The organism is Pantoea anthophila (assembly GCF_026104315.1).
Taxonomy (GTDB): Bacteria; Pseudomonadota; Gammaproteobacteria; order Enterobacterales; family Enterobacteriaceae; genus Pantoea; species Pantoea anthophila.
In genome coordinates this window covers 2930193-2951461 of the sequence record NZ_CP110473.1, presented here as the reverse complement: position 1 = coordinate 2951461, position 21269 = coordinate 2930193, and the positions used below count along the sequence as shown (strand labels likewise).

The following is a 21269-nucleotide window of genomic DNA, read 5'->3' as shown; positions in this document are numbered from 1 at the left end:
CCCTGTTGGTTCTCCCGCAATGCTAGCTTGTGAACTCGGTCAGATCCGGAAGGAAGCAGCCGTAGCAGGTGATGCGTGTGCCGGGATGTAGCTGGCAGGGCCCCCACCACTTTCCCCCCCTGAACTTCTTCCCCAGTCTGACAGACAGGCAAAACCCGCCTGGGCCGATCCTTTGCCGGCAGGCAGGAATATCCGGTACTTAATGTGGGGACAATGCCGTCAGATGCAGGTGAGCAGATTAGCGGACAAACTTCCAGACCGAACCCGGTACTTTATCGTAGAGCTTATTCATCGTCAGCTCGGCCAGACGATGGTCAGCTGCCGAATAGAATACCGCTAATTCATCTTCCGGTAATTCATACTTATTCTTTTCGATCACCCGCTCCAGGGTATCCAGGGAGCGACAGCGACGCAGTCGCATCAAATAATCAGTTTTTGTCAGTGTTTTGTTCATAAATAAAGCGTTCTCACGTCTGTACTATAATGAATGGCTCGGTTGCTGGAGAAAAGCGCACTCTTCAGTGAACAGATTAAATAAGCGTTTTGCTGAACGTTGCCACCGCTGAAGATCAGGATTATTGATACCGTAGTTACTGAATAACATAAAAGTATCATCAAGATATTCATCGATTTGCGAAATCAGCGCTTCATCTTCAACGTGTTTAATTTTGTAATTCATGGTGAACGAAGCGATATGTTCAATCAGATCGTTCAGGTGCAGATTGCTTTCAGAAGTGGGATCATTTACCCAGCCATGGTGGCTGTCAGTCAATGTTGCCATGCTGTCGTCAAACAGGCTCTCACACAGGTATTTCAGCTGGGCAATATCATGCCGTTTTGGTGAGTATTCGTCCATCTTTTTCCCCTCCATAGCTTGCACAGTTGCCGCAGGGCGGCGAGTTCGGATAAAGCGGCCAGGAAGCGATCTTTCAGGTGGTTATTAAATGGGATACGTTAAAGATAGTGTAAAACCATTAGTTCTGCTCATCTCAATTACTAAATATTACAATTCATCACCCGGAGAGGGTTGCTGGTTGTCTATCACATCAAACTCAAGCGCACCGGGCTTAATGTAAAAGTTTACCCGCTCCGTTTGGGTCACCGTTTCATTCAGATCCTGACAGGGACTAAATAAATTCCACTGAAAATCGTAAAGTAATTTAAAACTATTCAGATCCAGGTATTCAACGGAAACTATTTTTAAACTGTCTGGTACTAACTGCGCATTCTGAGCGTACCAGCGTAAATCCCCTGTCAGCAAATCTGATATTTTGAGAATATTCCGCTGAACAACTTCAGCTATTTTTGCGCAGTCTGTTTCACCCATCGCAATATCACATTCAATCCGTGACAGCATATCTTGTCTACTCCTAACCGTTAATAAACCTATCATTGGTTTTACGCAACAGGTTTGCAAGCCAGTAAAGCACAAAACTGCCATTTTCTGAGTTTTGCCAGTAAAGCGGTGCGGCGGGTGTGGCTTTAACGCTCCCTGGGCCGACGGACTCCCGATACCTTTTGAAACACATTCCGCTCTTGAACCGCAGGCTGCATCCGGTATTCTTATTGTTATGTTATAACATATTGGTGAGCTGATGCGTCAGAGTGGATTACTTATGTCGCTGGGCGGACGGCTGAGCGTCGCCCTGCTGATCATCGCGCTGCTGGCTGTCGCGATATATTGGGGGATCAGCGCATGATCCGATTTAACGCACTGCGTGCAGGCTACCAGGGAGAGGGGGTCACCCCGGCGATCACGGGTCAGCTCGCAGCAGGCTCCATGACTGCGCTGGTCGGTGCAAACGGCAGCGGGAAATCGACCCTGCTGAAAACCATTGCGGGCTTACTGCCGCCGGTAAGCGGACGCTGCGAACTGCAGGTGGCGCGCCGGGATATCGGCTGGCTGCCACAGCGCACCGAACTTGAGACCCGCTTTCCGCTGACGGTCTTCGAACTGGTTTCCATGGGTTGCTGGCCACGCTGCGGCTGGTTTGGCGGCATTAACCGGTCACTGCGGCGGGAAATCGGGCAGGCGCTGGAGGCGGTTCAGATGAGCGATTATGCGGATGCGCAACCGGCCACCCTCTCGGGCGGGCAGCTTCAGCGCGTCCTGTTTGCCCGGCTGATGCTACAGCGCAGCGCGCTCTGGCTGCTGGATGAACCCTTTAACGGCATAGACAGCCAGACGGTTACCCTGCTGATGTCGATTCTGGAGCAGCAGCAGCAGGCAGGTACCACTCTGCTGGTGGTGCTGCATGACCGCCCGCTGGTGGCGCGTTACTTCAGTAACGTTCTGTCGATGGATGAACATCATCTCAGCGATACCTTCCGGTCCGATGTCCTGGCACGGAGTCGAGCCTCGTGACCCTGATTCAGCCTTTTATCGAATTTGGCTTTATGCGGCGAGCGCTGGTGGCCTGCCTGGCGCTCGCCGTCAGTGCCACGCCACTCGGTGTGTTCCTCTCGCTGCGTCGTATGAGCCTGATTGGTGACGCCTTATCCCATGCGGTGCTGCCGGGTGCGGCCATTGGCTATCTGATCTCCGGCCTCTCCCTGGTGGCCATGGGTATCGGCGGCCTGATTGCCGGGCTGGCGGTCGCGCTGCTCTCTGGCGCAGTCAGTCGCTACACGCCATTGAAAGAGGATGCCAGTTTTGCCGGATTCTACCTTGGATCACTGGCGCTGGGCGTCACGCTGGTTTCACTGCGCGGCTCAAGCGTGGATCTGCTGCACGTTCTGTTTGGCTCGCTGCTGGCGGTCGACAACGCGGCGCTGTTGCTGGTCGGTGGCATCGCGGCCTTTACGCTGATCATGCTGGCGGTGATCTATCGCCCCCTGGTCATCGATGCCTTTGACGGTGACTTTCTGCGGGCGCAGGGGAAATGGAGCGCGCCGCTGGTGCATGGCCTGTTTTTAATGCTGGTGGTGCTGAACCTGGTCGCGGGCTTTCAGGTGCTGGGCACGCTGATGTCGGTGGGTTTAATGATGTTACCCGCTGCCAGCGCCCGTTTCTGGAGCCGTCATCTTGCGGCGATGCTGGCCATCGCCATCTTCATGGCAACCCTCTCTGCGCTGGCGGGCCTGATGCTCTCCTGGCACTTCTCGCTGCCGGCCGGCCCCGCCGTGGTGCTGAGCGCCGCCATGCTCTTCTTTCTCTCGATTCTGACAGGACCGTGCGGCGGAATTTTACGCCGCCATTAATCTTAAGGGGTATCTATGAAAAAATTACCGGTTAGTCTGGCGCTCGCTGCGCTGTTCGCCACGCCGCTGGCGATGGCAAAAACCGTAGACGTTGTCGCCAGCTTTACCGTGCTGGCAGACATCGTCAGCCAGGTGGGAGGTGATCATGTGAAGGTGAAAAGTCTGGTAGGGCCGAATGGCGATCCCCATACGTTTGAACCGACGCCGCAGGACAGCCAGGCGCTGGCAAAAGCGGATCTGGTCTTTGTCAGCGGGCTGGGACTGGAAGGGTGGATGGACCGCCTGGTCAGCGCTTCCGGTTATCACGGTCAGCCGGTAGTCGCCTCTGCGGGTGTCACCACACGCAGCATGGAAGAGGAGGGCAAAACCATCACCGATCCGCACGCCTGGAACAGCATGCAGAACGGCGTGATCTATGCGACCAACGTGATGAATGCGCTGGTCAAAGCCGACCCCGAGGATGCTGCGGCGATCCGTCAGCGCGGACAGAATTACATTCAGCAGTTACAGGCGCTGGATAGCTGGGCAAAGACGGCGTTTGATAAAATTCCTGTGGAGAAGCGGAAGGTGCTGACCAGCCATGATGCCTTTGGCTACTTTGGCCAGCGCTATGGCGTGACGTTCCTGGCGCCCGTCGGGTTCTCTACCGAAGCGGAAGCGAGTGCCAGTAACGTCGGTGATCTGATCACTCAGCTGAAACAGCAGCACATCACCCGCTATTTCATTGAGAACCAGACCGATCCGCGTCTGGTTAAACAGATCGCCAGCGCTACGGGAGCGGAGCCGGGCGGTGAGCTCTATCCGGAAGCGTTGTCCCCGGCTTCTGGTCCGGCACCGACCTATCAGGCTGCCTTTAAGCACAACGTGAACGCCATGCTGAAGAGCATGCAGTAAGCATAAAAAAGGCCGGGCAAGCCCGGCCAGTCATCACGACACACACTAGCGTTTCTTCTTTCTTCCCTGTACGGCTTTAAAGCGCGGATTCGTTTTGCAGATGACGTAAATACGTCCCTTGCGACGGACCACCCTGCAATCCCGATGGCGATTTTTTGCGGAACGCAGCGAGCTTAATACCTGCATGACCCTCTCCTCTATTTACGACCCAGGAAGCGTCCGAAGCGCTGGTTAAAGCGCGCGGTGCTGCCCTCTTTAGCGAAATCTTTCTGTTTACCGGTGTAGAAAACGTGTGAAGCCGACGACACATCCAGCGTGACGTAGGGCAGCGTTTCACCTTCAAACTCTACGGTGCGGTCGGTTTTAATGGTCGAGCCGATCTTGTAGTAAACGTCAGCTGAGGTGTCATGGAAGACCACCGGGCGATAGTGAGGATGGATATTTGCTTTCATAATGCACACCTATGTAATGTTATAATATAACAATATTATGCGCCGCCGCGGAACGGAATGCAACGTCAGCTGATGGCAGAAAGGCGAGGGGGAGAGGAGGGCGAAACTGAAGGGTAAAAAAAAGGCCGCTTGCGCGGCCTCAGAGGTGTTACTGCTTAGTGAGTCTGGTTGTGCTCAACCGGCTCAGCGCTGCGCGGTTCCTCTTTGTGCTTACTGAAGCGGCGGCGAACCACCACGAAGAACACCGGAACAAAGAAGATAGCCAGCGCGGTCGCGGTAACCATGCCGCCGATAACGCCGGTACCTACAGCGTTCTGCGAACCGGAACCGGCACCGGTACTGATCGCCAGCGGCAGTACCCCGAGAATAAACGCCAGTGACGTCATCAGGATCGGACGCAGACGCATACGACAGGCTTCCAGCGACGATTCCACCAGGCCTTTGCCCTCTTTATCCATCAAATCTTTAGCAAATTCGACGATAAGGATGGCGTTCTTCGCCGAGAGGCCAATGGTTGTCAGTAACCCCACCACAAAGTAGACGTCGTTACTCAGGCCACGCAGGGTGGTGAAGATCAGCGCACCGATAACCCCCAGCGGAACCACCAGCATAACCGCGAACGGAATCGACCAGCTCTCATACAGGGCGGCGAGACACAGGAAGACCACAATCAGCGAGATGGCATAGAGCGCAGGCGCCTGGTTGCCCGACAGACGTTCCTGGTAAGACATGCCCGTCCAGTCATAGCCGATACCCGCAGGCAGTTTCTCCGCCAGCTGCTCCATCAGATCCATGGCGGCACCGGAGCTCTTACCTGGCGCAGCCTGACCCAGGATTTCCATCGCAGGCAGACCGTTGTAACGCTCAAGACGCGGTGAACCATACTGCCACTTCGCCGTCGAGAAGGCGGAGAAAGGCACCATCGTTCCGTTGCTGTTGCGCACGTACCATTTGCCGATATCGTCCGGCAGCATACGGGAGTCCGCTTTACCCATGACGTAAACTTTCTTCACGCGACCACGGTCGATGAAGTCATTGACGTAGGAGCCACCCCAGGAGGCCGCGAGCGTGGTGTTGATATCGCTTAACGATACGCCCAGCGCCTGTGCTTTCTCCTGATCGATGATCAGCTTGTACTGCGGCGTATCTTCGAGACCGTTAGGACGCACACCCACCAGGGTGTCAGGATGCTGGGCAATCATGCCGAACAGCTGATTACGCGCTTCGGTCAGTTTTTCGTGGCCCAGGTTGGCCTGGTCAATCAGCTCAAAGTCGAAGCCGGTGGCGTTACCCAGTTCGATAATGGCTGGCAGGTTGAAGGGGATGACCATCGCATCTTTGATGGCACCCAGCGCCTTCATCGCACGCCCGGCAATCGCCGGTACCTTCATGTCGCTGCTGGTTCGCTCATCCCACGGCTTGAGGCTGACGAAAGCAATACCGGTGTTCTGTCCGCGACCGGCAAAGCCGAAGCCGTTAACGGTAAACACCGATTTAACCGTGTCTTTCTCCTGCGTCAGGAAGTAGTCGGTGACCTGATCCAGCACTTTCTGGGTGCGTTCCTGCGTAGCGCCCGCAGGCAGCTGCGCCTGAGCCAGCAGTAACCCCTGGTCCTCTTCCGGTAAGAATGAAGAGGGCAGACGCATGAACAGATACGCCATGCCGACCACGATGACCAGGTAGATCACCATATAACGGCCGGTGCTGCGAATGATGTGGCCAACGCTGTCGACGTAGTGATTGGTACTTTTGTCGAACATCCGGTTAAACCAGCCGAAGAAGCCGGTCGTTTTACCGTGACCGTCTTTTTTCACCGGCTTCAGTATGGTGGCGCAGAGTGCCGGGGTCAGAATCAGGGCAACCAGCACCGACAGCGCCATGGCTGACACAATGGTGATCGAGAACTGACGGTAAATCACACCGGTCGAACCACCAAAGAACGCCATCGGGATAAATACCGCGGCCAGCACCAGCGCGATACCGACCAGCGCACCCTGAATCTGCTCCATAGAACGCCTGGTCGCCTCTTTTGGCGGCAAGCCCTCTTCCTGCATCACGCGCTCAACGTTCTCCACCACCACGATGGCGTCATCCACCAGCAGGCCGATAGCCAGCACCATCCCGAACAGCGTCAGGGTGTTTATCGAGTAGCCAAAAATGCTGATGATGGCGAAGGTGCCGAGCAACACCACCGGCACGGCGATAGTCGGAATCAGCGTCGCGCGGAAGTTCTGCAGGAACAGGTACATGACCAGGAACACCAGCACGATGGCTTCAGCCAGCGTTTTCACCACTTCGAAAATAGAGATCTTAACGAATGGGGTGGTGTCATACGGATAAACCACTTTCATTCCGGCCGGGAAGGTGGACTGCATCTTCGCCAGTTCCGCTTTCACCGCATTCGCGGTATCCAGGGCGTTGGCGCCGGTTGCCAGTTTGATACCGATACCGGACGCGGGCCGGCCGTTATAACGGGCAATGATCTCGTAGTTTTCTGCACCGAGCTCGATTTTTGCCACGTCACGCAGGCGAACCTGTGAACCATCCTCATTCACTTTCAGCAGGATTTTGCCGAACTCATCGGTCGAGGTCAGGCGGGTCTGCGCAATGATAGAGGCGTTAAGCTGCTGTCCCGGCACCGGGGGTGTCCCGCCTAACTGACCGGCGGCAACCTGGGCGTTCTGCGTGTTCAGCGCGCTGATCACGTCAACCGGCGTCAGGTTGTAGTTATTGAGCTTGTGCGGGTCCATCCAGATACGCATCGCATACTGCGCACCAAACACCTGGGTATCACCGACACCTTTGGTACGGCTCAGCGGATCTTTAATGGTCGAGGAAATATAATCAGAAATATCATTCTGAGTCATATTGTCATCGTCGCTGATGAAGCCGGCGACCATCAGGAAGCTGCTGGAGGATTTTTTAACCTGAATCCCCTGTTGCTGAACTTCCTGCGGCAGCAGTGGCATCGCCAGCTGCAGTTTGTTCTGCACCTGAACCTGCGCGATGTCTGCATCCGTGCCTGACTCAAAGGAGATGGTCAGGGTCAGGGTACCGGATGAGTCACTGCTCGAGGACATATACATCAGTCCATCGATACCGTTCATATTCTGCTCAATGACCTGGGTCACCGTGTCCTGCAGCGTTTTCGCATCCGCACCAGGGTAAGAGGCCTGAATCTCAATCGCCGGCGGCGCAACATTGGGATATTGCTCGATCGGGAGTTTGAGAATCGACAGCGCACCGGCCAGCATGATGATGATGGCGAGCACCCACGCAAAGATGGGGCGATCGATAAAGAACTTAGCCATGAATCAACGGCTCCTGTTATGACGATGACTTGTCAGACTGCGGCTTAGAATCGGGTGCCGCTTTCGCATCGTCTGAGACTTCTTGTGGGGTAACCTGTGCGCCCGGCTTGGCTCGCTGCAGACCTGTGCTGATCACACGTTCACCCGCTTTAACGCCGTCGGTGACTAACCATTTGTCGCCAATCGCCTGTGAGGTTGTGACCTGACGCGATTCAACTTTGTTGTCTGCGCCGACCACCATGACCGTCGCCTGGCCTGTTGGCGTGCGGGTGACCGCCTGCTGTGGAACCAGCAACGCATTCGGATTGGTCCCTTCCTCCAGACGCGCGCGCACAAACATGCCCGGTAACAGGGTATGGTCCGGGTTCGGGACAATGGCACGCAGGGTGATGGAGCCGGTGGTCTCATCGACGGTGACGTCAGAGAACTCCAGTGTTCCCTTCTGCGCAAAAGTGTTGCCGTTCTGCATCAGCAGGGTCACGCTGGCTTTGCCATCGGTCTGCTTCAGCTGACCTGACTCCAGCTCTGAACGTAAGCGCATGAAATCTTCGCTCGACTGGGTCACATCGACATACATCGGGTCAAGCTGTTGCACGGTCGCCAGCGCGGTGGTCTGGGCGCTTTGAACCAGCGCACCCTCGGTGACTGACGATTTGCCGATGCGGCCGCTGATAGGGGAGGTGACTTTGGTGTAGGCCAGATTAATGCGAGCCGTTTCCACGTTAGCTTTTGCCACCTGGACCGCTGCGTCATTCTGCGCAGCCGTGGCAACCGCCGTGTCGTAATCCTGCTGACTGATATATTTCGTGCCGAGCAGTGGCTTGTAACGCTTAACGGTCAGCTGAGCGATGCGGGCGTTGGCCTGCGCCTGGGTTAAATCGCCTTTCGCGCTGTCATAAGCAGCCTGATAGGTGGCCGGGTCGATCTGATAGAGAGACTGACCGGCTTTGATATCACTGCCTTCAATAAAGTTACGCTTGAGAATGATACCGGAAACCTGCGGACGTACTTCAGCCACGCGATAGGCTGAGGTACGGCCTGGAAGTTCAGTCGAAATTTTCAGGGGTTCAGTTTTCAGGGTCACGACACCCACTTCTGGCGGTTGCTGGGCGGCTTGTTCGGATTTATTGTTGTCACATCCTGTTAACAAAAAGCTGCCTGATAGCATCAGGACGGCCGCCAGAGGCGATAATCCTCTGATTTTATTCATAAATAAACCTCTAGTGTCCGATATCAATTGGTCAATGGATCACAAACTGAAAAACCCATTGCTGTGTCAAGTCGCAGGTCGTGCTATGGTACATACATTCACAAATGTATGTAAACTTACCCGTTTGTAAAAAAAGCCCCCTATGGCACGAAAAACCAAAGCGCAAGCACTTGAAACGCGGCATCAAATTCTTGATGCCGCCCTTGTTCTGTTTTCGCAGCAGGGCGTCTCAGCCACGTCTCTGGCCGATATTGCAACCGCTGCCAGTGTGACGCGCGGGGCAATCTACTGGCACTTCAAAAATAAAGCCGATCTCTTACATGAAATATGGCTTCGTTGTGATGCCGGTCTGGATGATGTGGAACTTGAGTATCAGACAAAATACCCTGGTGATCCACTCTCTGTGTTGCGTGCAATGCTGGTCTATATCTTTGAAGCGACAGCAAAGGATCCTCAGCGCCGCGCCTTGATGGAGATCATTTTCCACAAATGCGAATTTGTTGGCGAAATGTCGGCGATGAAGAGTATGCAGCAGAGCCTGTTGCTGGAGTGCTACGACAAAATCGAAGATGTCCTGCGTCAGTGTATTGAAGCGGAACAGCTTCCGGGCACGCTCAGCACGCGGCAGGCCGCCATTATTCTGCGTGGGTATGTCAACGGCATGATGGAAAGCTGGCTGTTCGCGCCAGAAAGCTTTGATTTAGCCGCCGACGCACCGACGCTGGTGAATGCCTTTATCGATATGCTGTGCCTCAGCCCGACGCTGACCGCCCGCCATTAATCGGGCTGACGATCGCGTTTGTTCTCGAAGTCGCGCTGCACCATGGCCAGCGCTGAGAGCACCGTCTCCACCGGCAGTTGATGCTCTTCCAGCAGCTGAATCAGATCGACGGCCAGTTTGACGTCGTCAGGAGCATTTTCCAGTGACATCGCTTCTCCTATATACGTAATCGGGCCACGACCAGCAACATCAGCAGCGCACCTGCAATGGCCATCCCCAGCGCGCCGATGTGCACCGTGGCCAGCGAACCCAGTTCAAAGTACGTCGCAATATAGCCGCCAATCAGGGCGCCGATCATCGACAGTGTCAGGGTGGCCACCAGCCCGCCAGGGCGTCCCGGCAGCAGCAGACGTTTCAGCAACCCCAGCAGCAGCCCGCATAACAGCCAGGTGAATAAGCCCATTGTTCTTCTCCGCGCAGAATCACACCCAGTATAGAAGCGCTTTTGTCGCGCCGCGCTTTATTCGCTGCCGCGCAGTGAGGCTGCCCACTCCACCGAGCGAATCGCCTGACGGCAGCGAGCCAGCCGACCCTCTAACGTTTCCAGCTCCTGCTTCAGCTGCTGCTGAATCATCAGGGTTTCCGCCAGGGCCAGACGCTGCTCACGCTGATCGATCATCGCCAGCAGACGCCGTTCAAATTCACGGTACTCCTGATATTTTGTCGGGGTGGGTCCCTGCACCGGCTGTTCACGTCGCAGACGCAACTGCTGGGTACTCACCTCACGTTGCAGAGCCGCAATCTGATCGACCAGACGTTCCGCCAGCCAGCGACTGCGAACCAGATCCTGGCGGCTGTCGCACAGCCGGGCGAAATTCAGCTCCACTTCCTGCAGATAATCCGCCAGCCGGGTGCCTTTGGTGTGGAACAGCTGGCTGTCAAAACGTGGCAGACGGCAGACGCCGTCAGGGTGATGTGCCAGGGTCTCACGCAGGGTGAGAATAAGCTGCTGCAGCCGCTGCTGAATGGCGATCGCGCTCATCGCGGCACGCTCAACTGTGCTAACGTAAGCAGATGAAGAAAGAGCTGGGCGGCATTTATGCAACGCATTCTGTTATTAACCCTCGGCTGGCTGGCCATTGTGCTGGGAACGCTGGGCATTGTATTACCTTTATTACCTACCACGCCATTCATGCTGCTGGCAGCCTGGTGTTTCGCCCGCTCATCGCCGCGCTTTCATCACTGGCTGCTGTGGAAATCGCCTTTTGGCCGCTATCTGCGCCACTGGCAGCAGCATCGCGCCATGCCGCCGGGTGCCAAAGTGCGTGCCATCTGTCTGATCGTGGCGACCTTTAGCCTCTCCCTGTTTCTGGTGCACCAGGTCTGGGTTCGCGTCATGCTGCTGATCATGCTGGCCGCACTGCTGCTGTTTATGTGGCGGATTCCGGTGGTGGCAGAAACAGCGGACGCACCGCCGCCACCCGGATAAAGTTGCAATTAGCCGGTCATTTGCTTAGATTTGGGCGTCTTCGTGCGTGGCTTCCCTTTGTGAATTAACTTCCGCTGAGCCTTTTACCAGGTATTAGCGCTTTTGAAGCTGCGCGAAACAGAATTTTTTACCAGGCGTATCATCATGACCGACACTGCGCAGCAGCTTGAATTCATTAAAAACAGCATCAAAAGCATCCCCGATTATCCTAAGCCAGGCATCCTGTTCCGCGATGTCACCAGCCTGCTGGAAGAACCCAAAGCCTATGCCGCGTCGATTGCGCTGCTGGTTGAGCGTTACCGTAATAAAGGCATCACCAAAGTGGTCGGCACGGAAGCGCGCGGTTTCCTGTTTGGCGCACCGGTGGCGCTGGGCCTGGGCGTCGGTTTTGTGCCGGTGCGAAAGCCGGGCAAACTGCCTCGTGAAACCTACAGCGAAGCCTATGAGCTGGAGTACGGCACCGATCAGCTGGAACTGCATAAAGATGCCATTCAGCCTGGCGACGTGGTGCTGGTGGTCGATGACCTGCTGGCGACCGGCGGCACGATCGAAGCGACAGTGAAACTGATTCGTCGTGCAGGCGGTGAAGTGAAAGACGCGGCGTTCATCATCAATCTGTTCGACCTGACCGGTGAATCGCGTCTGACTGCCCTGGGCGTTGAGAGCTACAGCCTGGTTAAATTCCCCGGCCACTAAGCCACTCTTCCGGCCTTGCTCCCGCGCGAGGCCGTCACGCCCCTGGCGTCAAGATAACGAGTGCCAGGCAAAAGCGTAGCTGATAGACTACTGCAATCTTATACAGGGGTTGCAGAGCGTCTGCGCTCATCTTTCCATCCAACTTCGTCGAATCCACATGAGCTATCAGGTACTTGCGCGAAAATGGCGTCCCCAGGCTTTTGCTGATGTTGTCGGTCAGGAACATGTTCTGACCGCGCTGGCGAATGGATTGTCTCTGGGACGCATCCATCATGCTTATCTCTTCTCCGGCACCCGCGGCGTCGGGAAAACCACCATTGCGCGTCTGCTGGCCAAAGGCCTTAACTGCGAAACCGGTATCACCGCGACACCCTGTGGTCAGTGTGACAACTGCCGGGAAATCGAGCAGGGCCGCTTTGTCGATCTGATCGAGATTGACGCCGCATCACGCACCAAAGTTGAAGACACCCGCGATCTGCTCGACAACGTGCAGTACGCCCCGGCGCGTGGCCGCTTCAAAGTCTATCTGATCGATGAAGTGCACATGCTGTCACGTCACAGCTTCAATGCGCTGTTAAAGACGCTGGAAGAGCCGCCTTCACACGTTAAGTTTTTACTGGCCACGACCGATCCGCAGAAACTGCCGGTGACCATCCTTTCGCGCTGTCTGCAGTTTCACCTCAAGGCGCTGGATGTCGATCAAATCCGTCAGCAGCTTGAGCATGTCCTGAAGCAGGAACAGATTGAGAGTGAAACCCGTGCGCTGCAACTCCTGGCACGGGCTGCCGATGGCAGTATGCGCGATGCGCTGAGCCTCACTGACCAGGCCATTGCCATGGGGCAGGGGGCGGTGACCAGCAGCACGGTCAGCGTCATGCTTGGCACGCTGGATGATGAGCAGCCGCTGGGGCTGCTGGAGGCGCTGGTCGAGGGTGACGGTCAGCAGGTGATGAACCTGCTGAGTCAGGCGGCGTCTCGCGGCGTCGAGTGGGAGGCGCTGCTGGTAGAAATGCTGCGCCTGCTGCATCAGATTGCGATGGTGCAACTGCTGCCCGCCTCACTCAACGATGATGACGAGAGCAGCGCGCTTCGTTTGCGGGAACTGGCCCGGGTGGTGCCGCCCGCCGATCTGCAGCTCTACTATCAGACCCTGCTGATGGGGCGCAAGGATCTGCCGATTGCGCCCGACCGCCGCATGGGGGTGGAGATGACGCTGCTGCGTGCACTGGCGTTTCATCCGAAAGCCGCCGTGGCGGAACCCATTGCGCGTCCCGCATTAACCGAGCAGATGTCGCCAGTGGCCCCGGCACAAAGATCGGCTGCGGGATCGACATCAGCGGCACCAGCCGCCCGACAACCGGCCACGCCGTCACCGGCCGCTGCGACACCGCCGCAGACGGCACAGCCGCAGCCACAGCCGCAGCCAGCAGCAACGCCGCAGCCGGTTGCCGCGCAGCCACAGATGGCGGCACCCGACGCGGAGCCACCGCGTTCGCCACCGCCCGATGTCGCACCGGACAGCGCGCTGTCGAGTTCCACCAGCCAGCTCCTGCAGGCGCGCACTCAGTTGCTGCGTCAGGGAGCGAACAAACCAAAAAAGAGTGAGCCGGCGGCGCCAGGTGCGCGGCCGGCCAACTCCGCGCTGGAGCGGCTGGCTTCCGTTACCGAGCGCAGTCAGCAGCGGATCCGCGATCGCGAGCCTGCCGCGCCGTTAAAAGAGGAAGCGTACCGCTGGAAGGCGGTAAATCAGACGGAGGAAGTGGCGGAGCCGGTGGCGACGCCAAAGGCCTTGCGTTCTGCGCTGGAGCATGAGAAAACCCCTGAGCTGGCGGCGCGTCTGGCGGAAGAGGCGCAGCAGCGCGATCCCTGGGCCGCAGAAATCGCTCTCCTGCCGCTGCCGAAGCTGGTTCAGCAGCTGGCCTTAAACGCGTGGAAAGAGGTGACCGAAAGCGGCGTCTGCCTGCATCTGCGCAGCAGCCAGCGGCATCTTAATTCAGCGTCGGCGCAGCAGGTGTTAAGCGAGGCGCTGAGTCAGCACGCCGGGCAGAGAGTTGAACTCTCGGTAGTTGAAGACGATAATTCATCGGTGTTGACGCCACTGGAGTGGCGTCAGGCCATTTACGAAGAGAAACTGGCGCAGGCGCGTCAGTCGATCACCTGTGATACCCACATCCAGACGCTACAGCGATTTTTCGATGCCGATCTGGATGAGGAGAGTATCCGACCTGTTTGAACACGCTGCTGCTATCGTCACGATAGCGTTGTAGCCTTAGCTGAGAGAGAAAACTATGTTTGGTGGTAAAGGCGGATTGGGCAACCTGATGAAACAGGCCCAGCAGATGCAGGACAAAATGGCCAAAGTTCAGGAAGAGATCGCCGCGCTTGAAGTGACCGGTGAGTCCGGTGCTGGCCTGGTAAAAGTCACCATTAACGGCGCGCACAACTGCCGTCGCGTGGAAATCGATCCCAGCCTGCTGGAAGATGATAAAGACATGCTGGAAGATCTGGTTGCCGCAGCGTTCAACGATGCCGCACGTCGCATTGACGAAACCCAGAAAGAGAAGATGGCTTCTGTCTCTTCAGGCATGCAGCTGCCGCCAGGCTTTAAGATGCCATTCTGATGCAAACCAGCCCACTGCTTGAATCATTGATGGAGTCGCTGCGCTGTCTGCCCGGCGTGGGGCCGAAGTCGGCTCAGCGCATGGCGTTTCAGCTGCTGCAGCGCGATCGCAGCGGGGGCATGCGGCTGGCACAGGCGCTGACCCGGGCGATGTCGGAAATTGGTCACTGTGCCGATTGCCGCACCTTCACCGAGCAGGAAATCTGCACGATCTGCGCCAACCCACGGCGTCAGCAGAACGGTCAGATTTGCGTGGTGGAAAGCCCGGCGGATATCCACGCCATTGAGCAGACCGGCCAGTTTGGCGGTCGCTACTTTGTCCTGATGGGCCATCTCTCGCCGCTCGACGGGATCGGTCCGGCCGACATCGGTCTGGATCGTCTGGAGCAGCGTCTGGAGAGTGAAACCCTGCAGGAAGTGATCCTCGCCACCAACCCGACGGTGGAAGGTGAGGCGACCGCGAACTATATCGCGGAGCTCTGTGGCCAGTATGGCGTCAGCGCCAGCCGAATCGCGCACGGCGTGCCGGTGGGCGGTGAGCTGGAGATGGTCGATGGCACCACGCTCTCCCATTCACTGGCGGGTCGCCAGAAGTTTAAATTTTAATCACTTGCCGGTGTTGTGACAGACACCGGCTTGAAAATCCCCCCGTCATCCCCACATCAACCTCAACGTTTGTTCAACCTGTTTTGTTGAGGTAGCAATGACCATGAAAGGACAAGAGACCCGTGGCTTTCAGTCGGAAGTAAAACAACTTCTGCACCTGATGATCCATTCTCTCTATTCAAACAAAGAGATTTTCCTGCGTGAGCTGATCTCCAACGCCTCGGATGCGGCAGACAAACTGCGCTTCCGCGCCCTGTCAGATTCCAGCCTGTATGAAGGTGATGGCGAGCTGCACGTTCGTCTCTCTGTTGATAAGGACAACCGTACCCTGACGCTGAGCGACAACGGTATCGGTATGCGTCGTGATGAGGTGATTGAGAACCTCGGGACTATCGCCAAATCAGGCACCAAATCTTTCCTCGAATCCCTGGGTTCTGACCAGGCGAAAGACAGCCAGCTGATCGGTCAGTTTGGTGTGGGCTTCTATTCCGCCTTTATCGTGGCGGATAAAGTGACTGTGCGCACCCGTGCCGCGGGCGCCTCAGCCGATGAAGGGGTCTTCTGGGAGTCAGCAGGCGAGGGTGAATATACCCTGGCGGAGATTGAGAAAGCCGACCGCGGGACCGAGATCACCCTGCATCTGCGTGAAGGCGAAGATGAGTTCCTGGATGTCTGGCGCGTTCGCAACATCATCAGCAAGTACTCCGATCACATCGCGCTGCCGGTTGAGATCGAAAGCAAAGATGAAGAGAGCGACACGACGCACTGGGAGAAGATCAACAAAGCTCAGGCGCTGTGGACCCGCAACAAATCTGATATCAGCGATGAAGAGTACAACGAGTTCTACAAGCACATCGCCCACGACTTCAGCGATCCGGTCGCGTGGAGTCACAACCGGGTGGAAGGTAAGCAGGAATATACCAGCCTGCTCTACATTCCGGCGCGTGCGCCGTTCGATATGTGGAACCGCGATCAGAAGCATGGCCTGAAACTCTATGTACAGCGCGTCTTTATCATGGATGACGCTGAGCAGTTTATGCCGAACTACCTGCGCTTTGTGCGTGGCCTGATTGACTCCAGCGATCTGCCGCTGAACGTCTCCCGTGAGATCCTGCAGGACAGCCGCGTCACGCAGAGCCTGCGCGGTGCGCTGACCAAACGTACCCTGCAGATGCTGGAAAAACTGGCGAAAGATGACAGTGAGAAGTATCAGACCTTCTGGAAAGAGTTCGGTCTGGTGCTGAAAGAGGGCCCGGCAGAAGATCACGCGAATCAGGAAGCGATTGCTAAGCTGCTGCGTTTCGCGACCACCCAGAGCGACGGCGCGGCACAGACCGTTTCGCTGGAAGATTACGTCAGCCGCATGGTGGAAGGTCAGGAGAAGATTTACTACATCACTGCTGACAGCTATGCCGCTGCCAAGAGCAGCCCGCATCTGGAGCTGTTCCGCAAAAAAGGCATTGAGGTGCTGCTGCTCTCCGATCGCATCGACGAATGGATGATGAGCTACCTCACCGAGTTTGACGGGAAAACCTTCCAGTCAGTGAGCAAAGCGGACGAGTCGCTGAGCAAGCTGGCCGATGAAGAGACCGAAGAGCAGAAAGAGGCGGAAAAAGCGCTGGAGCCGTTTGTTGAGCGGGTGAAAAATCTGCTGGGTGAACGCGTGAAAGAAGTACGTCTGACTCACCGTCTGACCGACACACCCGCCATTGTCACGACCGACGCCAACGAGATGACCACGCAGATGGCGAAGCTGTTTGCCGCGGCCGGACAAGAGGTGCCGGAAGTGAAGTACCTGTTCGAAATCAACCCGGATCACCCGCTGGTGAAACGTGTTGCCGATACTCAGGATGAAGCACGCTTCGGTGAGTGGGTTGAGCTGCTGCTGGATCAGGCACTGCTGGCTGAGCGCGGCACCCTTGACGATCCAAACCAGTTTATCCGTCGCATGAATCAGCTGCTGACGGCTTAAACGTTAACGGGGCGGCGATTTTAATGGCCTGACGCGGATTGTGCAGCGCTGGCTCAGGGAGCATACGCCCTCCGCAAAGACGCAAACGCCGCCATCCCTGGCGGGCTCAGCGCGGGCCATCCATGGCCCGCTATGCTTTGCTTCTGGCGTATGCTCCCATCGCTTTAGCTCTGGTGTCGTCTGCCTGACCGTGTTCCCTGTGCGGGCTCGATCTGACAGCAGGCCAGAGCAGGGCAGTTCAGAGCAGAGTCAACAACATCAAGCCGGTGATCATCACCGGCTTTTTTTATGGCTGTGCGGCATCCCGCAGCCAGTCCCGAAACAGGGTGATCTCGCTGTCGTCACGGCGACTCTGCTTCGTCATCATCCATGTTGCCCGATCGGTCGGGACAAAGCCGAGTGGGGCGATCAGCGATCCCTCCTCCAGCTCCCGCCGAACCAGCAGACGCGGCGCCATCAGCACGCCCAGACCACTGCGTGCCGCCTGAATAGCCAGCGTCAGCGTCTCAAAGTGCTTACCGCTGCTGAAACGGCCGCTGACCCCTGCCTTTGAGGCCCACTCTGACCAGGCGTGGAGACGGGTATCCGCATGCAGCAACGGCATTGCTGATAAATCTTCGCCCACCCGCAGCTGTGAAGCGAAATGCGGGGCGCAGAGCGGTCCGATCTCATCCTCGCTCACCAGCATCGCGTCAATATCGGGTTCAGGTGACTCGCTATGGCTGAGGATCAGCACATCCACATGCTCGCTGCGCAGTTGAGGAACCTGAGCCAGCGGCTGAAAGTGAACCTCAATCTCCGGATAGCGCTGATAGAAGCTGGAGATGCGGGGGATCAGCCATTGCGATAAAAAACTGGGGGCACAGGAGATGCGAATCTGCTGAAGCAGACCGGTGCGGATATTTTCACAGCTGCTGCGTAATTCACTGAATGCCTGCTGACAGCTCAGCAGCAGACGGTCGCCATGTGCCGTCAGCTTTACGCGGCCATTAGTGCGGACAAACAGCGGTTTGCCCATCCAGCTCTCCAGCTGGCGAATCTGATGGCTGATGGCACTGTGCGTGACGTGCAGATGTTCAGCCGCCACGCTGAAGCTGCTGTGCAAGGCTGCCTGGTGGAAATAGTGCAGCGCTCTCAGTGGCGGCAGTCCGTTCATCCTTATCCCCTGTGCAAAAATCTAACAGGGATTGTCAATTTATATCATTTTAAAGTCCAGCCGCATTGGCCTACTCTACAGGACAAATTCTGGCGGGTTGACTCATCCTTTTATCTGTGATTTTCCACAGCTATTCCGCCTGGCTTCACCTGCGTTCACGCCACACTATTATTCAAGTGAGACTGCCATGGCAAACGGCCCTTTATCCTCTGAAACGTCTGAAGAGGCGCGTCATCGGTTGCGCCTGGCGCTGTCACGTTATTATAAACTTGAGCAGTTTGACCTCTTCTTTACCCCCTCACTGCATGTGGCTCAGGTGCTGCTCTCTCAGCTGTTTCTGCGCCAGGAGCAGACGCGCAATCAGACCCGCTACGCCTCACACTATCCGGTTACCGAACTCAGCGTTCTGCCCGCGATCCCCCTGATAGCCGGTAACATCACGCTGGTGCCGCACGTCGACTTACCGGATGGCCGGGTGCGCCCGCTGCGGGAGTGCCAGCGCCACGGCGTGACGGAAGCGAGCGAGAGTTTCGCCAGCGTGCTGCATCACAAACTGATCGACGAAGCCCGTCTGTTTGTGACCCGACTGGATCGGCATGCGGAGATCTGCAGCGATCTGGTGCTGGTGGCGCTAAGAACGCACGACTTCAGCACCCTGGTACGCAGTGAACTGCGTCTGTTTGAACAGGGGCTGACGCTGCCCGCCATCGACGAGGCGCTGCATCGCCTCAACGATCCGCAGTGGCGGCCTTACAATGCCGCCACCGTCGATGCGCTTTCACTTTCAGGGCCGCTGTCGCTCAACTCCAGCCATCAGCCCGGTCTGCCCTTTGCCAGCTTTACGCTCCCGGCACCGCTGTTCGCCAGGCTGTCGGACGCCGATGACGTGGTGAAGTGGCCGCAGCAGGCGCGGCTGCAGCTGAATGCCAACGTGCGCGGCAGCGGTAAAAAAAGCGTGAATATGACCCATTATCTGAGCCGCCGGCTGCAGTATTTGCTCGGCACCGGCATGAAATCTGAAAAAGCGTCAGGCAGACCAGCCGGGTCTGGTTTCGCGCCATAAAGCCAGTAAAGTAGCCCTGAGCGATCCGCGCCCTTCCTTGTGATGAGCGGGTCATAATGGTATGTTCTTCGCCTTCAAGATAGATCAATGCGATTCGCAAGGGGATTTACGCAATGCGTATTATTCTGCTCGGAGCTCCGGGCGCAGGTAAGGGGACTCAGGCCCAATTCATCATGGAGAAGTACGGCATTCCGCAAATCTCCACTGGCGACATGTTGCGTGCAGCAGTGAAAGCAGGCAGCGAGTTGGGCAACCAGGCGAAAGCCATCATGGATGCTGGCAAACTGGTGACCGATGAGCTGGTGATTGCGCTGGTTAAAGAGCGTATCACCCAGGAAGATTGCAAAAACGGTTTCCTGCTGGACGGTTTCCCGCGCACCATTCCTCAGGCGGATGCAATGAAAGAGGCCGGGATCACTGTTGATCACGTGCTGGAGTTCGCTGTACCGGACGAACTGATCGTCGAACGTATCGTGGGTCGTCGCGTGCATGCGCCGTCAGGCCGCGTCTATCACGTCACCTTCAATCCACCGAAAGTGGAAGGCAAAGATGATGTGACCGGTGAAGAGCTCACCACGCGCAAAGACGATCAGGAAGAGACCGTGCGTAAGCGTCTGGTGGAATACCATGAGATGACCGCGCCGCTGATTGCTTACTACAGCAAAGAAGCGGAAGCGGGCAACACCGCCTATCACAAAATCGACGGCACCCGTAAGGTGTCCGAAGTGAGTGCTGAGCTGGCTAAGATTCTGGGCTAAGCTCACCGGGGCCGGGATTACCGGCCCCTTTTGCAGTAATTGCTTTTACCTCCCACTAATTCCGCTACAATTTCCCTGTTTTCACGCATCCCCGTTGTTATCAAGGAAATCCAATGAGGCAAGATAAGCCCGGCGTGTTACTGGTTAATTTAGGTACGCCAGACGCCCCTACCACACCTGCTGTTAAACGTTATCTGAAACAGTTTTTAAGCGATCCTCGCGTGGTCGATGCGCCGCGCTGGCTCTGGTGGCCGGTTCTCAATGCCGTCATTCTGCCGTTTCGCTCACCACGCGTATCGAAGCTCTACGCTTCGGTCTGGATGGAAGGGGGATCGCCGTTGCTGGTCTATAGCCAGCGTCAGCGCGACGCCCTGGCGGCCCGCGTCGATATGCCGGTTGAACTGGGTATGAGCTACGGCAATCCCAGCCTGAAAAGCGCCGTGGATAAGCTGATGGCGCAGGGCGTGACCCGCCTGATTGTGCTGCCGCTCTATCCGCAATTCTCCTGCTCCACCGTGGCGGCGGTGTGGGATGGCCTGACCAGCGTCTTCAGAGCGTATCGCTCATTGCCTGAGGTGCAGTTTATCCGCGACTACGCCGAGCATCCGGCCTATATCGCCGCGCTGAAAGCCTCTGTCGAGCAATCCTTTGCGCGGCACGGCCAGCCCGATCTGCTGGTGTTATCCTTCCACGGCATTCCGCAGCGCTTTGCCAACGAAGGTGATGACTATCCGCAGCGCTGCGCGGATACCACAGCGGCCCTGGTGAAAGCGCTCGGTCTGCGTGAGGATCAGTACATGATGACCTTCCAGTCGCGTTTTGGCCGTGAGCCCTGGCTGATGCCCTACACCGACAAAACGATGGAAAGCCTGCCTGCGAAGGGGATTAAACATGTTCAGGTGATGAGCCCGGGCTTCTCGTCAGACTGTCTGGAGACGCTGGAGGAGATCAGTGGTGAAAACTGCGAAATCTTCATGCACGCCGGCGGCGAAAAGTTTGAGTACATTCCCGCACTGAACGCCGATGACGCGCACATCGACATGATGGTGCAACTGGTCAACGCACGTCGTTAAAGCAGAGGCGGAGAGTGTGATATCATTCTCCGCCTGTTTTTCCAGAC

General features: G+C 56.8%; 24 protein-coding genes, 1 other RNA gene and 1 other annotated feature. Of the genes, 14 read left to right on the top strand and 11 right to left on the bottom strand.

Features of this window, described 5'->3' with window-relative positions; genetic code table 11:
* Positions 1-3: 3 nt before the first annotated feature.
* Positions 4-100, top strand: an RNA gene (ffs, locus tag OJ965_RS16350) — signal recognition particle sRNA small type.
* A gap of 138 nt (positions 101-238) precedes the next feature.
* On the opposite strand, the gene OJ965_RS16345 is transcribed toward ffs, so the two are convergent.
* The 3 genes from OJ965_RS16345 to OJ965_RS16335 form a co-directional block, all read right to left on the bottom strand.
* Positions 239-454, bottom strand: a complete 216-nt coding sequence (locus OJ965_RS16345) for an HHA domain-containing protein (protein ID WP_003850458.1) — start codon at positions 452-454, stop codon at positions 239-241.
* 24 nt (positions 455-478) lie between these two features.
* Positions 479-856, bottom strand: coding sequence for an Hha toxicity modulator TomB (gene tomB, locus OJ965_RS16340; protein WP_046101364.1), 378 nt, complete (start codon positions 854-856; stop codon positions 479-481).
* A gap of 147 nt (positions 857-1003) precedes the next feature.
* Positions 1004-1357 (bottom strand): hypothetical protein, encoded by a 354-nt coding sequence (locus OJ965_RS16335; RefSeq protein ID WP_009091670.1) that lies wholly within the window; start codon positions 1355-1357, stop codon positions 1004-1006.
* 339 nt (positions 1358-1696) lie between these two features.
* Here OJ965_RS16335 and OJ965_RS16330 point away from each other — a divergent pair, with 339 nt between their 5' ends.
* From OJ965_RS16330 to OJ965_RS16320, 3 genes are read left to right on the top strand one after another with little or no spacing between them, the layout of a single operon-like run.
* On the top strand, positions 1697-2365 hold the full coding sequence (locus OJ965_RS16330) for a metal ABC transporter ATP-binding protein (RefSeq protein ID WP_167431160.1): 669 nt from the start codon (positions 1697-1699) through the stop codon (positions 2363-2365).
* A complete protein-coding gene (locus OJ965_RS16325) occupies positions 2362-3201 on the top strand; it encodes a metal ABC transporter permease (RefSeq protein ID WP_009091667.1) in 840 nt (279 codons plus the stop codon). Before OJ965_RS16330 ends, OJ965_RS16325 begins: the two co-directional genes overlap by 4 nt.
* Before the next feature lie 15 nt (positions 3202-3216).
* Positions 3217-4095: a metal ABC transporter substrate-binding protein gene (locus OJ965_RS16320; RefSeq protein WP_150029367.1), complete on the top strand. Its 879-nt coding sequence runs from the start codon at positions 3217-3219 to the stop codon at positions 4093-4095.
* 45 nt (positions 4096-4140) lie between these two features.
* Here the strand turns inward: OJ965_RS16320 and ykgO are convergent, their stop codons facing one another.
* From ykgO to OJ965_RS16300, 4 genes are all read right to left on the bottom strand, one after another.
* Complete coding sequence (ykgO, locus tag OJ965_RS16315) at positions 4141-4281, bottom strand: type B 50S ribosomal protein L36 (RefSeq protein WP_009091664.1); 141 nt, start codon at positions 4279-4281, stop codon at positions 4141-4143.
* Positions 4282-4292: 11 nt separating this feature from the next.
* On the bottom strand, positions 4293-4547 hold the full coding sequence (locus OJ965_RS16310) for a type B 50S ribosomal protein L31 (RefSeq protein WP_009091662.1): 255 nt from the start codon (positions 4545-4547) through the stop codon (positions 4293-4295).
* 155 nt (positions 4548-4702) lie between these two features.
* The gene (locus tag OJ965_RS16305) at positions 4703-7858 is read right to left on the bottom strand and encodes an efflux RND transporter permease subunit (protein ID WP_150029368.1); all 3156 of its coding nucleotides are present in this window, start codon (positions 7856-7858) and stop codon (positions 4703-4705) included.
* A 16-nt stretch (positions 7859-7874) separates the two neighbouring features.
* The gene (locus OJ965_RS16300; protein ID WP_009091659.1) at positions 7875-9068 is read right to left on the bottom strand and encodes an efflux RND transporter periplasmic adaptor subunit; all 1194 of its coding nucleotides are present in this window, start codon (positions 9066-9068) and stop codon (positions 7875-7877) included.
* A gap of 142 nt (positions 9069-9210) precedes the next feature.
* Between OJ965_RS16300 and acrR the strand changes: the two genes are divergently transcribed.
* Positions 9211-9849, top strand: a complete 639-nt coding sequence (gene acrR, locus OJ965_RS16295; RefSeq protein WP_009091658.1) for a multidrug efflux transporter transcriptional repressor AcrR — start codon at positions 9211-9213, stop codon at positions 9847-9849.
* On the opposite strand, the gene rsmS is transcribed toward acrR, so the two are convergent.
* From rsmS to priC, 3 genes are read right to left on the bottom strand one after another with little or no spacing between them, the layout of a single operon-like run.
* Positions 9846-9998, bottom strand: a complete 153-nt coding sequence (gene rsmS, locus OJ965_RS16290) for a pleiotropic regulatory protein RsmS (RefSeq protein WP_009091656.1) — start codon at positions 9996-9998, stop codon at positions 9846-9848. The genes acrR and rsmS overlap by 4 nt on opposite strands.
* 8 nt (positions 9999-10006) lie before the next feature.
* On the bottom strand, positions 10007-10252 hold the full coding sequence (locus OJ965_RS16285; RefSeq protein WP_046101367.1) for a GlsB/YeaQ/YmgE family stress response membrane protein: 246 nt from the start codon (positions 10250-10252) through the stop codon (positions 10007-10009).
* A gap of 57 nt (positions 10253-10309) precedes the next feature.
* Positions 10310-10831: a primosomal replication protein gene (priC, locus tag OJ965_RS16280; protein WP_265137112.1), complete on the bottom strand. Its 522-nt coding sequence runs from the start codon at positions 10829-10831 to the stop codon at positions 10310-10312.
* Between the two features lie 57 nt (positions 10832-10888).
* Between priC and OJ965_RS16275 the strand changes: the two genes are divergently transcribed.
* The 6 genes from OJ965_RS16275 (at position 10889) to htpG (ending at position 17172) form a co-directional block, all read left to right on the top strand.
* Positions 10889-11278 carry a DUF454 family protein gene (locus OJ965_RS16275; RefSeq protein WP_009091649.1) on the top strand — a complete coding sequence of 130 codons (390 nt, stop codon included), beginning with the start codon at positions 10889-10891 and terminating at the stop codon, positions 11276-11278.
* A 144-nt stretch (positions 11279-11422) separates the two neighbouring features.
* Positions 11423-11974: an adenine phosphoribosyltransferase gene (gene apt, locus OJ965_RS16270; RefSeq protein WP_150029370.1), complete on the top strand. Its 552-nt coding sequence runs from the start codon at positions 11423-11425 to the stop codon at positions 11972-11974.
* A 157-nt stretch (positions 11975-12131) separates the two neighbouring features.
* A complete protein-coding gene (dnaX, locus tag OJ965_RS16265; protein ID WP_265137110.1) occupies positions 12132-14207 on the top strand; it encodes a DNA polymerase III subunit gamma/tau in 2076 nt (691 codons plus the stop codon).
* Positions 13549-13610: a sequence feature (DnaX frameshifting element), on the top strand. It overlaps the preceding gene by 62 nt.
* A gap of 55 nt (positions 14208-14262) precedes the next feature.
* The gene (locus OJ965_RS16260; protein ID WP_009091641.1) at positions 14263-14595 is read left to right on the top strand and encodes a YbaB/EbfC family nucleoid-associated protein; all 333 of its coding nucleotides are present in this window, start codon (positions 14263-14265) and stop codon (positions 14593-14595) included.
* Positions 14595-15200, top strand: a complete 606-nt coding sequence (gene recR / locus OJ965_RS16255; RefSeq protein ID WP_046101370.1) for a recombination mediator RecR — start codon at positions 14595-14597, stop codon at positions 15198-15200. The genes OJ965_RS16260 and recR overlap by 1 nt, the downstream gene beginning before the upstream one ends.
* Positions 15201-15297: 97 nt before the next feature.
* On the top strand, positions 15298-17172 hold the full coding sequence (gene htpG / locus OJ965_RS16250; protein ID WP_033736390.1) for a molecular chaperone HtpG: 1875 nt from the start codon (positions 15298-15300) through the stop codon (positions 17170-17172).
* Between the two features lie 286 nt (positions 17173-17458).
* On the opposite strand, the gene OJ965_RS16245 is transcribed toward htpG, so the two are convergent.
* On the bottom strand, positions 17459-18328 hold the full coding sequence (locus tag OJ965_RS16245) for a LysR substrate-binding domain-containing protein (RefSeq protein ID WP_009091634.1): 870 nt from the start codon (positions 18326-18328) through the stop codon (positions 17459-17461).
* Positions 18329-18515: 187 nt separating this feature from the next.
* On the opposite strand from OJ965_RS16245, the gene OJ965_RS16240 reads away from it, so the two are divergent.
* From OJ965_RS16240 to hemH, 3 genes are all read left to right on the top strand, one after another.
* A complete protein-coding gene (locus OJ965_RS16240; protein ID WP_009091632.1) occupies positions 18516-19391 on the top strand; it encodes a DUF6024 family protein in 876 nt (291 codons plus the stop codon).
* Between the two features lie 113 nt (positions 19392-19504).
* On the top strand, positions 19505-20149 hold the full coding sequence (gene adk, locus OJ965_RS16235; protein WP_009091630.1) for an adenylate kinase: 645 nt from the start codon (positions 19505-19507) through the stop codon (positions 20147-20149).
* A gap of 113 nt (positions 20150-20262) precedes the next feature.
* Positions 20263-21222, top strand: coding sequence for a ferrochelatase (hemH, locus tag OJ965_RS16230; RefSeq protein ID WP_058956355.1), 960 nt, complete (start codon positions 20263-20265; stop codon positions 21220-21222).
* Positions 21223-21269: the final 47 nt, after the last annotated feature.

Coding starts and splice junctions, on each gene's coding strand:
- OJ965_RS16345 (WP_003850458.1), bottom strand. CDS start 454: ATGAACAAAACACTGACAAAAACTGATTATTTGATGCGACTGCGTCGC.
- tomB (WP_046101364.1), bottom strand. CDS start 856: ATGGACGAATACTCACCAAAACGGCATGATATTGCCCAGCTGAAATAC.
- OJ965_RS16335 (WP_009091670.1), bottom strand. CDS start 1,357: ATGCTGTCACGGATTGAATGTGATATTGCGATGGGTGAAACAGACTGC.
- OJ965_RS16330 (WP_167431160.1), top strand. CDS start 1,697: ATGATCCGATTTAACGCACTGCGTGCAGGCTACCAGGGAGAGGGGGTC.
- OJ965_RS16320 (WP_150029367.1), top strand. CDS start 3,217: ATGAAAAAATTACCGGTTAGTCTGGCGCTCGCTGCGCTGTTCGCCACG.
- ykgO (WP_009091664.1), bottom strand. CDS start 4,281: ATGCAGGTATTAAGCTCGCTGCGTTCCGCAAAAAATCGCCATCGGGAT.
- OJ965_RS16310 (WP_009091662.1), bottom strand. CDS start 4,547: ATGAAAGCAAATATCCATCCTCACTATCGCCCGGTGGTCTTCCATGAC.
- OJ965_RS16305 (WP_150029368.1), bottom strand. CDS start 7,858: ATGGCTAAGTTCTTTATCGATCGCCCCATCTTTGCGTGGGTGCTCGCC.
- OJ965_RS16300 (WP_009091659.1), bottom strand. CDS start 9,068: ATGAATAAAATCAGAGGATTATCGCCTCTGGCGGCCGTCCTGATGCTA.
- acrR (WP_009091658.1), top strand. CDS start 9,211: ATGGCACGAAAAACCAAAGCGCAAGCACTTGAAACGCGGCATCAAATT.
- rsmS (WP_009091656.1), bottom strand. CDS start 9,998: ATGTCACTGGAAAATGCTCCTGACGACGTCAAACTGGCCGTCGATCTG.
- OJ965_RS16285 (WP_046101367.1), bottom strand. CDS start 10,252: ATGGGCTTATTCACCTGGCTGTTATGCGGGCTGCTGCTGGGGTTGCTG.
- priC (WP_265137112.1), bottom strand. CDS start 10,831: ATGAGCGCGATCGCCATTCAGCAGCGGCTGCAGCAGCTTATTCTCACC.
- OJ965_RS16275 (WP_009091649.1), top strand. CDS start 10,889: ATGCAACGCATTCTGTTATTAACCCTCGGCTGGCTGGCCATTGTGCTG.
- apt (WP_150029370.1), top strand. CDS start 11,423: ATGACCGACACTGCGCAGCAGCTTGAATTCATTAAAAACAGCATCAAA.
- dnaX (WP_265137110.1), top strand. CDS start 12,132: ATGAGCTATCAGGTACTTGCGCGAAAATGGCGTCCCCAGGCTTTTGCT.
- OJ965_RS16260 (WP_009091641.1), top strand. CDS start 14,263: ATGTTTGGTGGTAAAGGCGGATTGGGCAACCTGATGAAACAGGCCCAG.
- recR (WP_046101370.1), top strand. CDS start 14,595: ATGCAAACCAGCCCACTGCTTGAATCATTGATGGAGTCGCTGCGCTGT.
- htpG (WP_033736390.1), top strand. CDS start 15,298: ATGACCATGAAAGGACAAGAGACCCGTGGCTTTCAGTCGGAAGTAAAA.
- OJ965_RS16245 (WP_009091634.1), bottom strand. CDS start 18,328: ATGAACGGACTGCCGCCACTGAGAGCGCTGCACTATTTCCACCAGGCA.
- OJ965_RS16240 (WP_009091632.1), top strand. CDS start 18,516: ATGGCAAACGGCCCTTTATCCTCTGAAACGTCTGAAGAGGCGCGTCAT.
- adk (WP_009091630.1), top strand. CDS start 19,505: ATGCGTATTATTCTGCTCGGAGCTCCGGGCGCAGGTAAGGGGACTCAG.
- hemH (WP_058956355.1), top strand. CDS start 20,263: ATGAGGCAAGATAAGCCCGGCGTGTTACTGGTTAATTTAGGTACGCCA.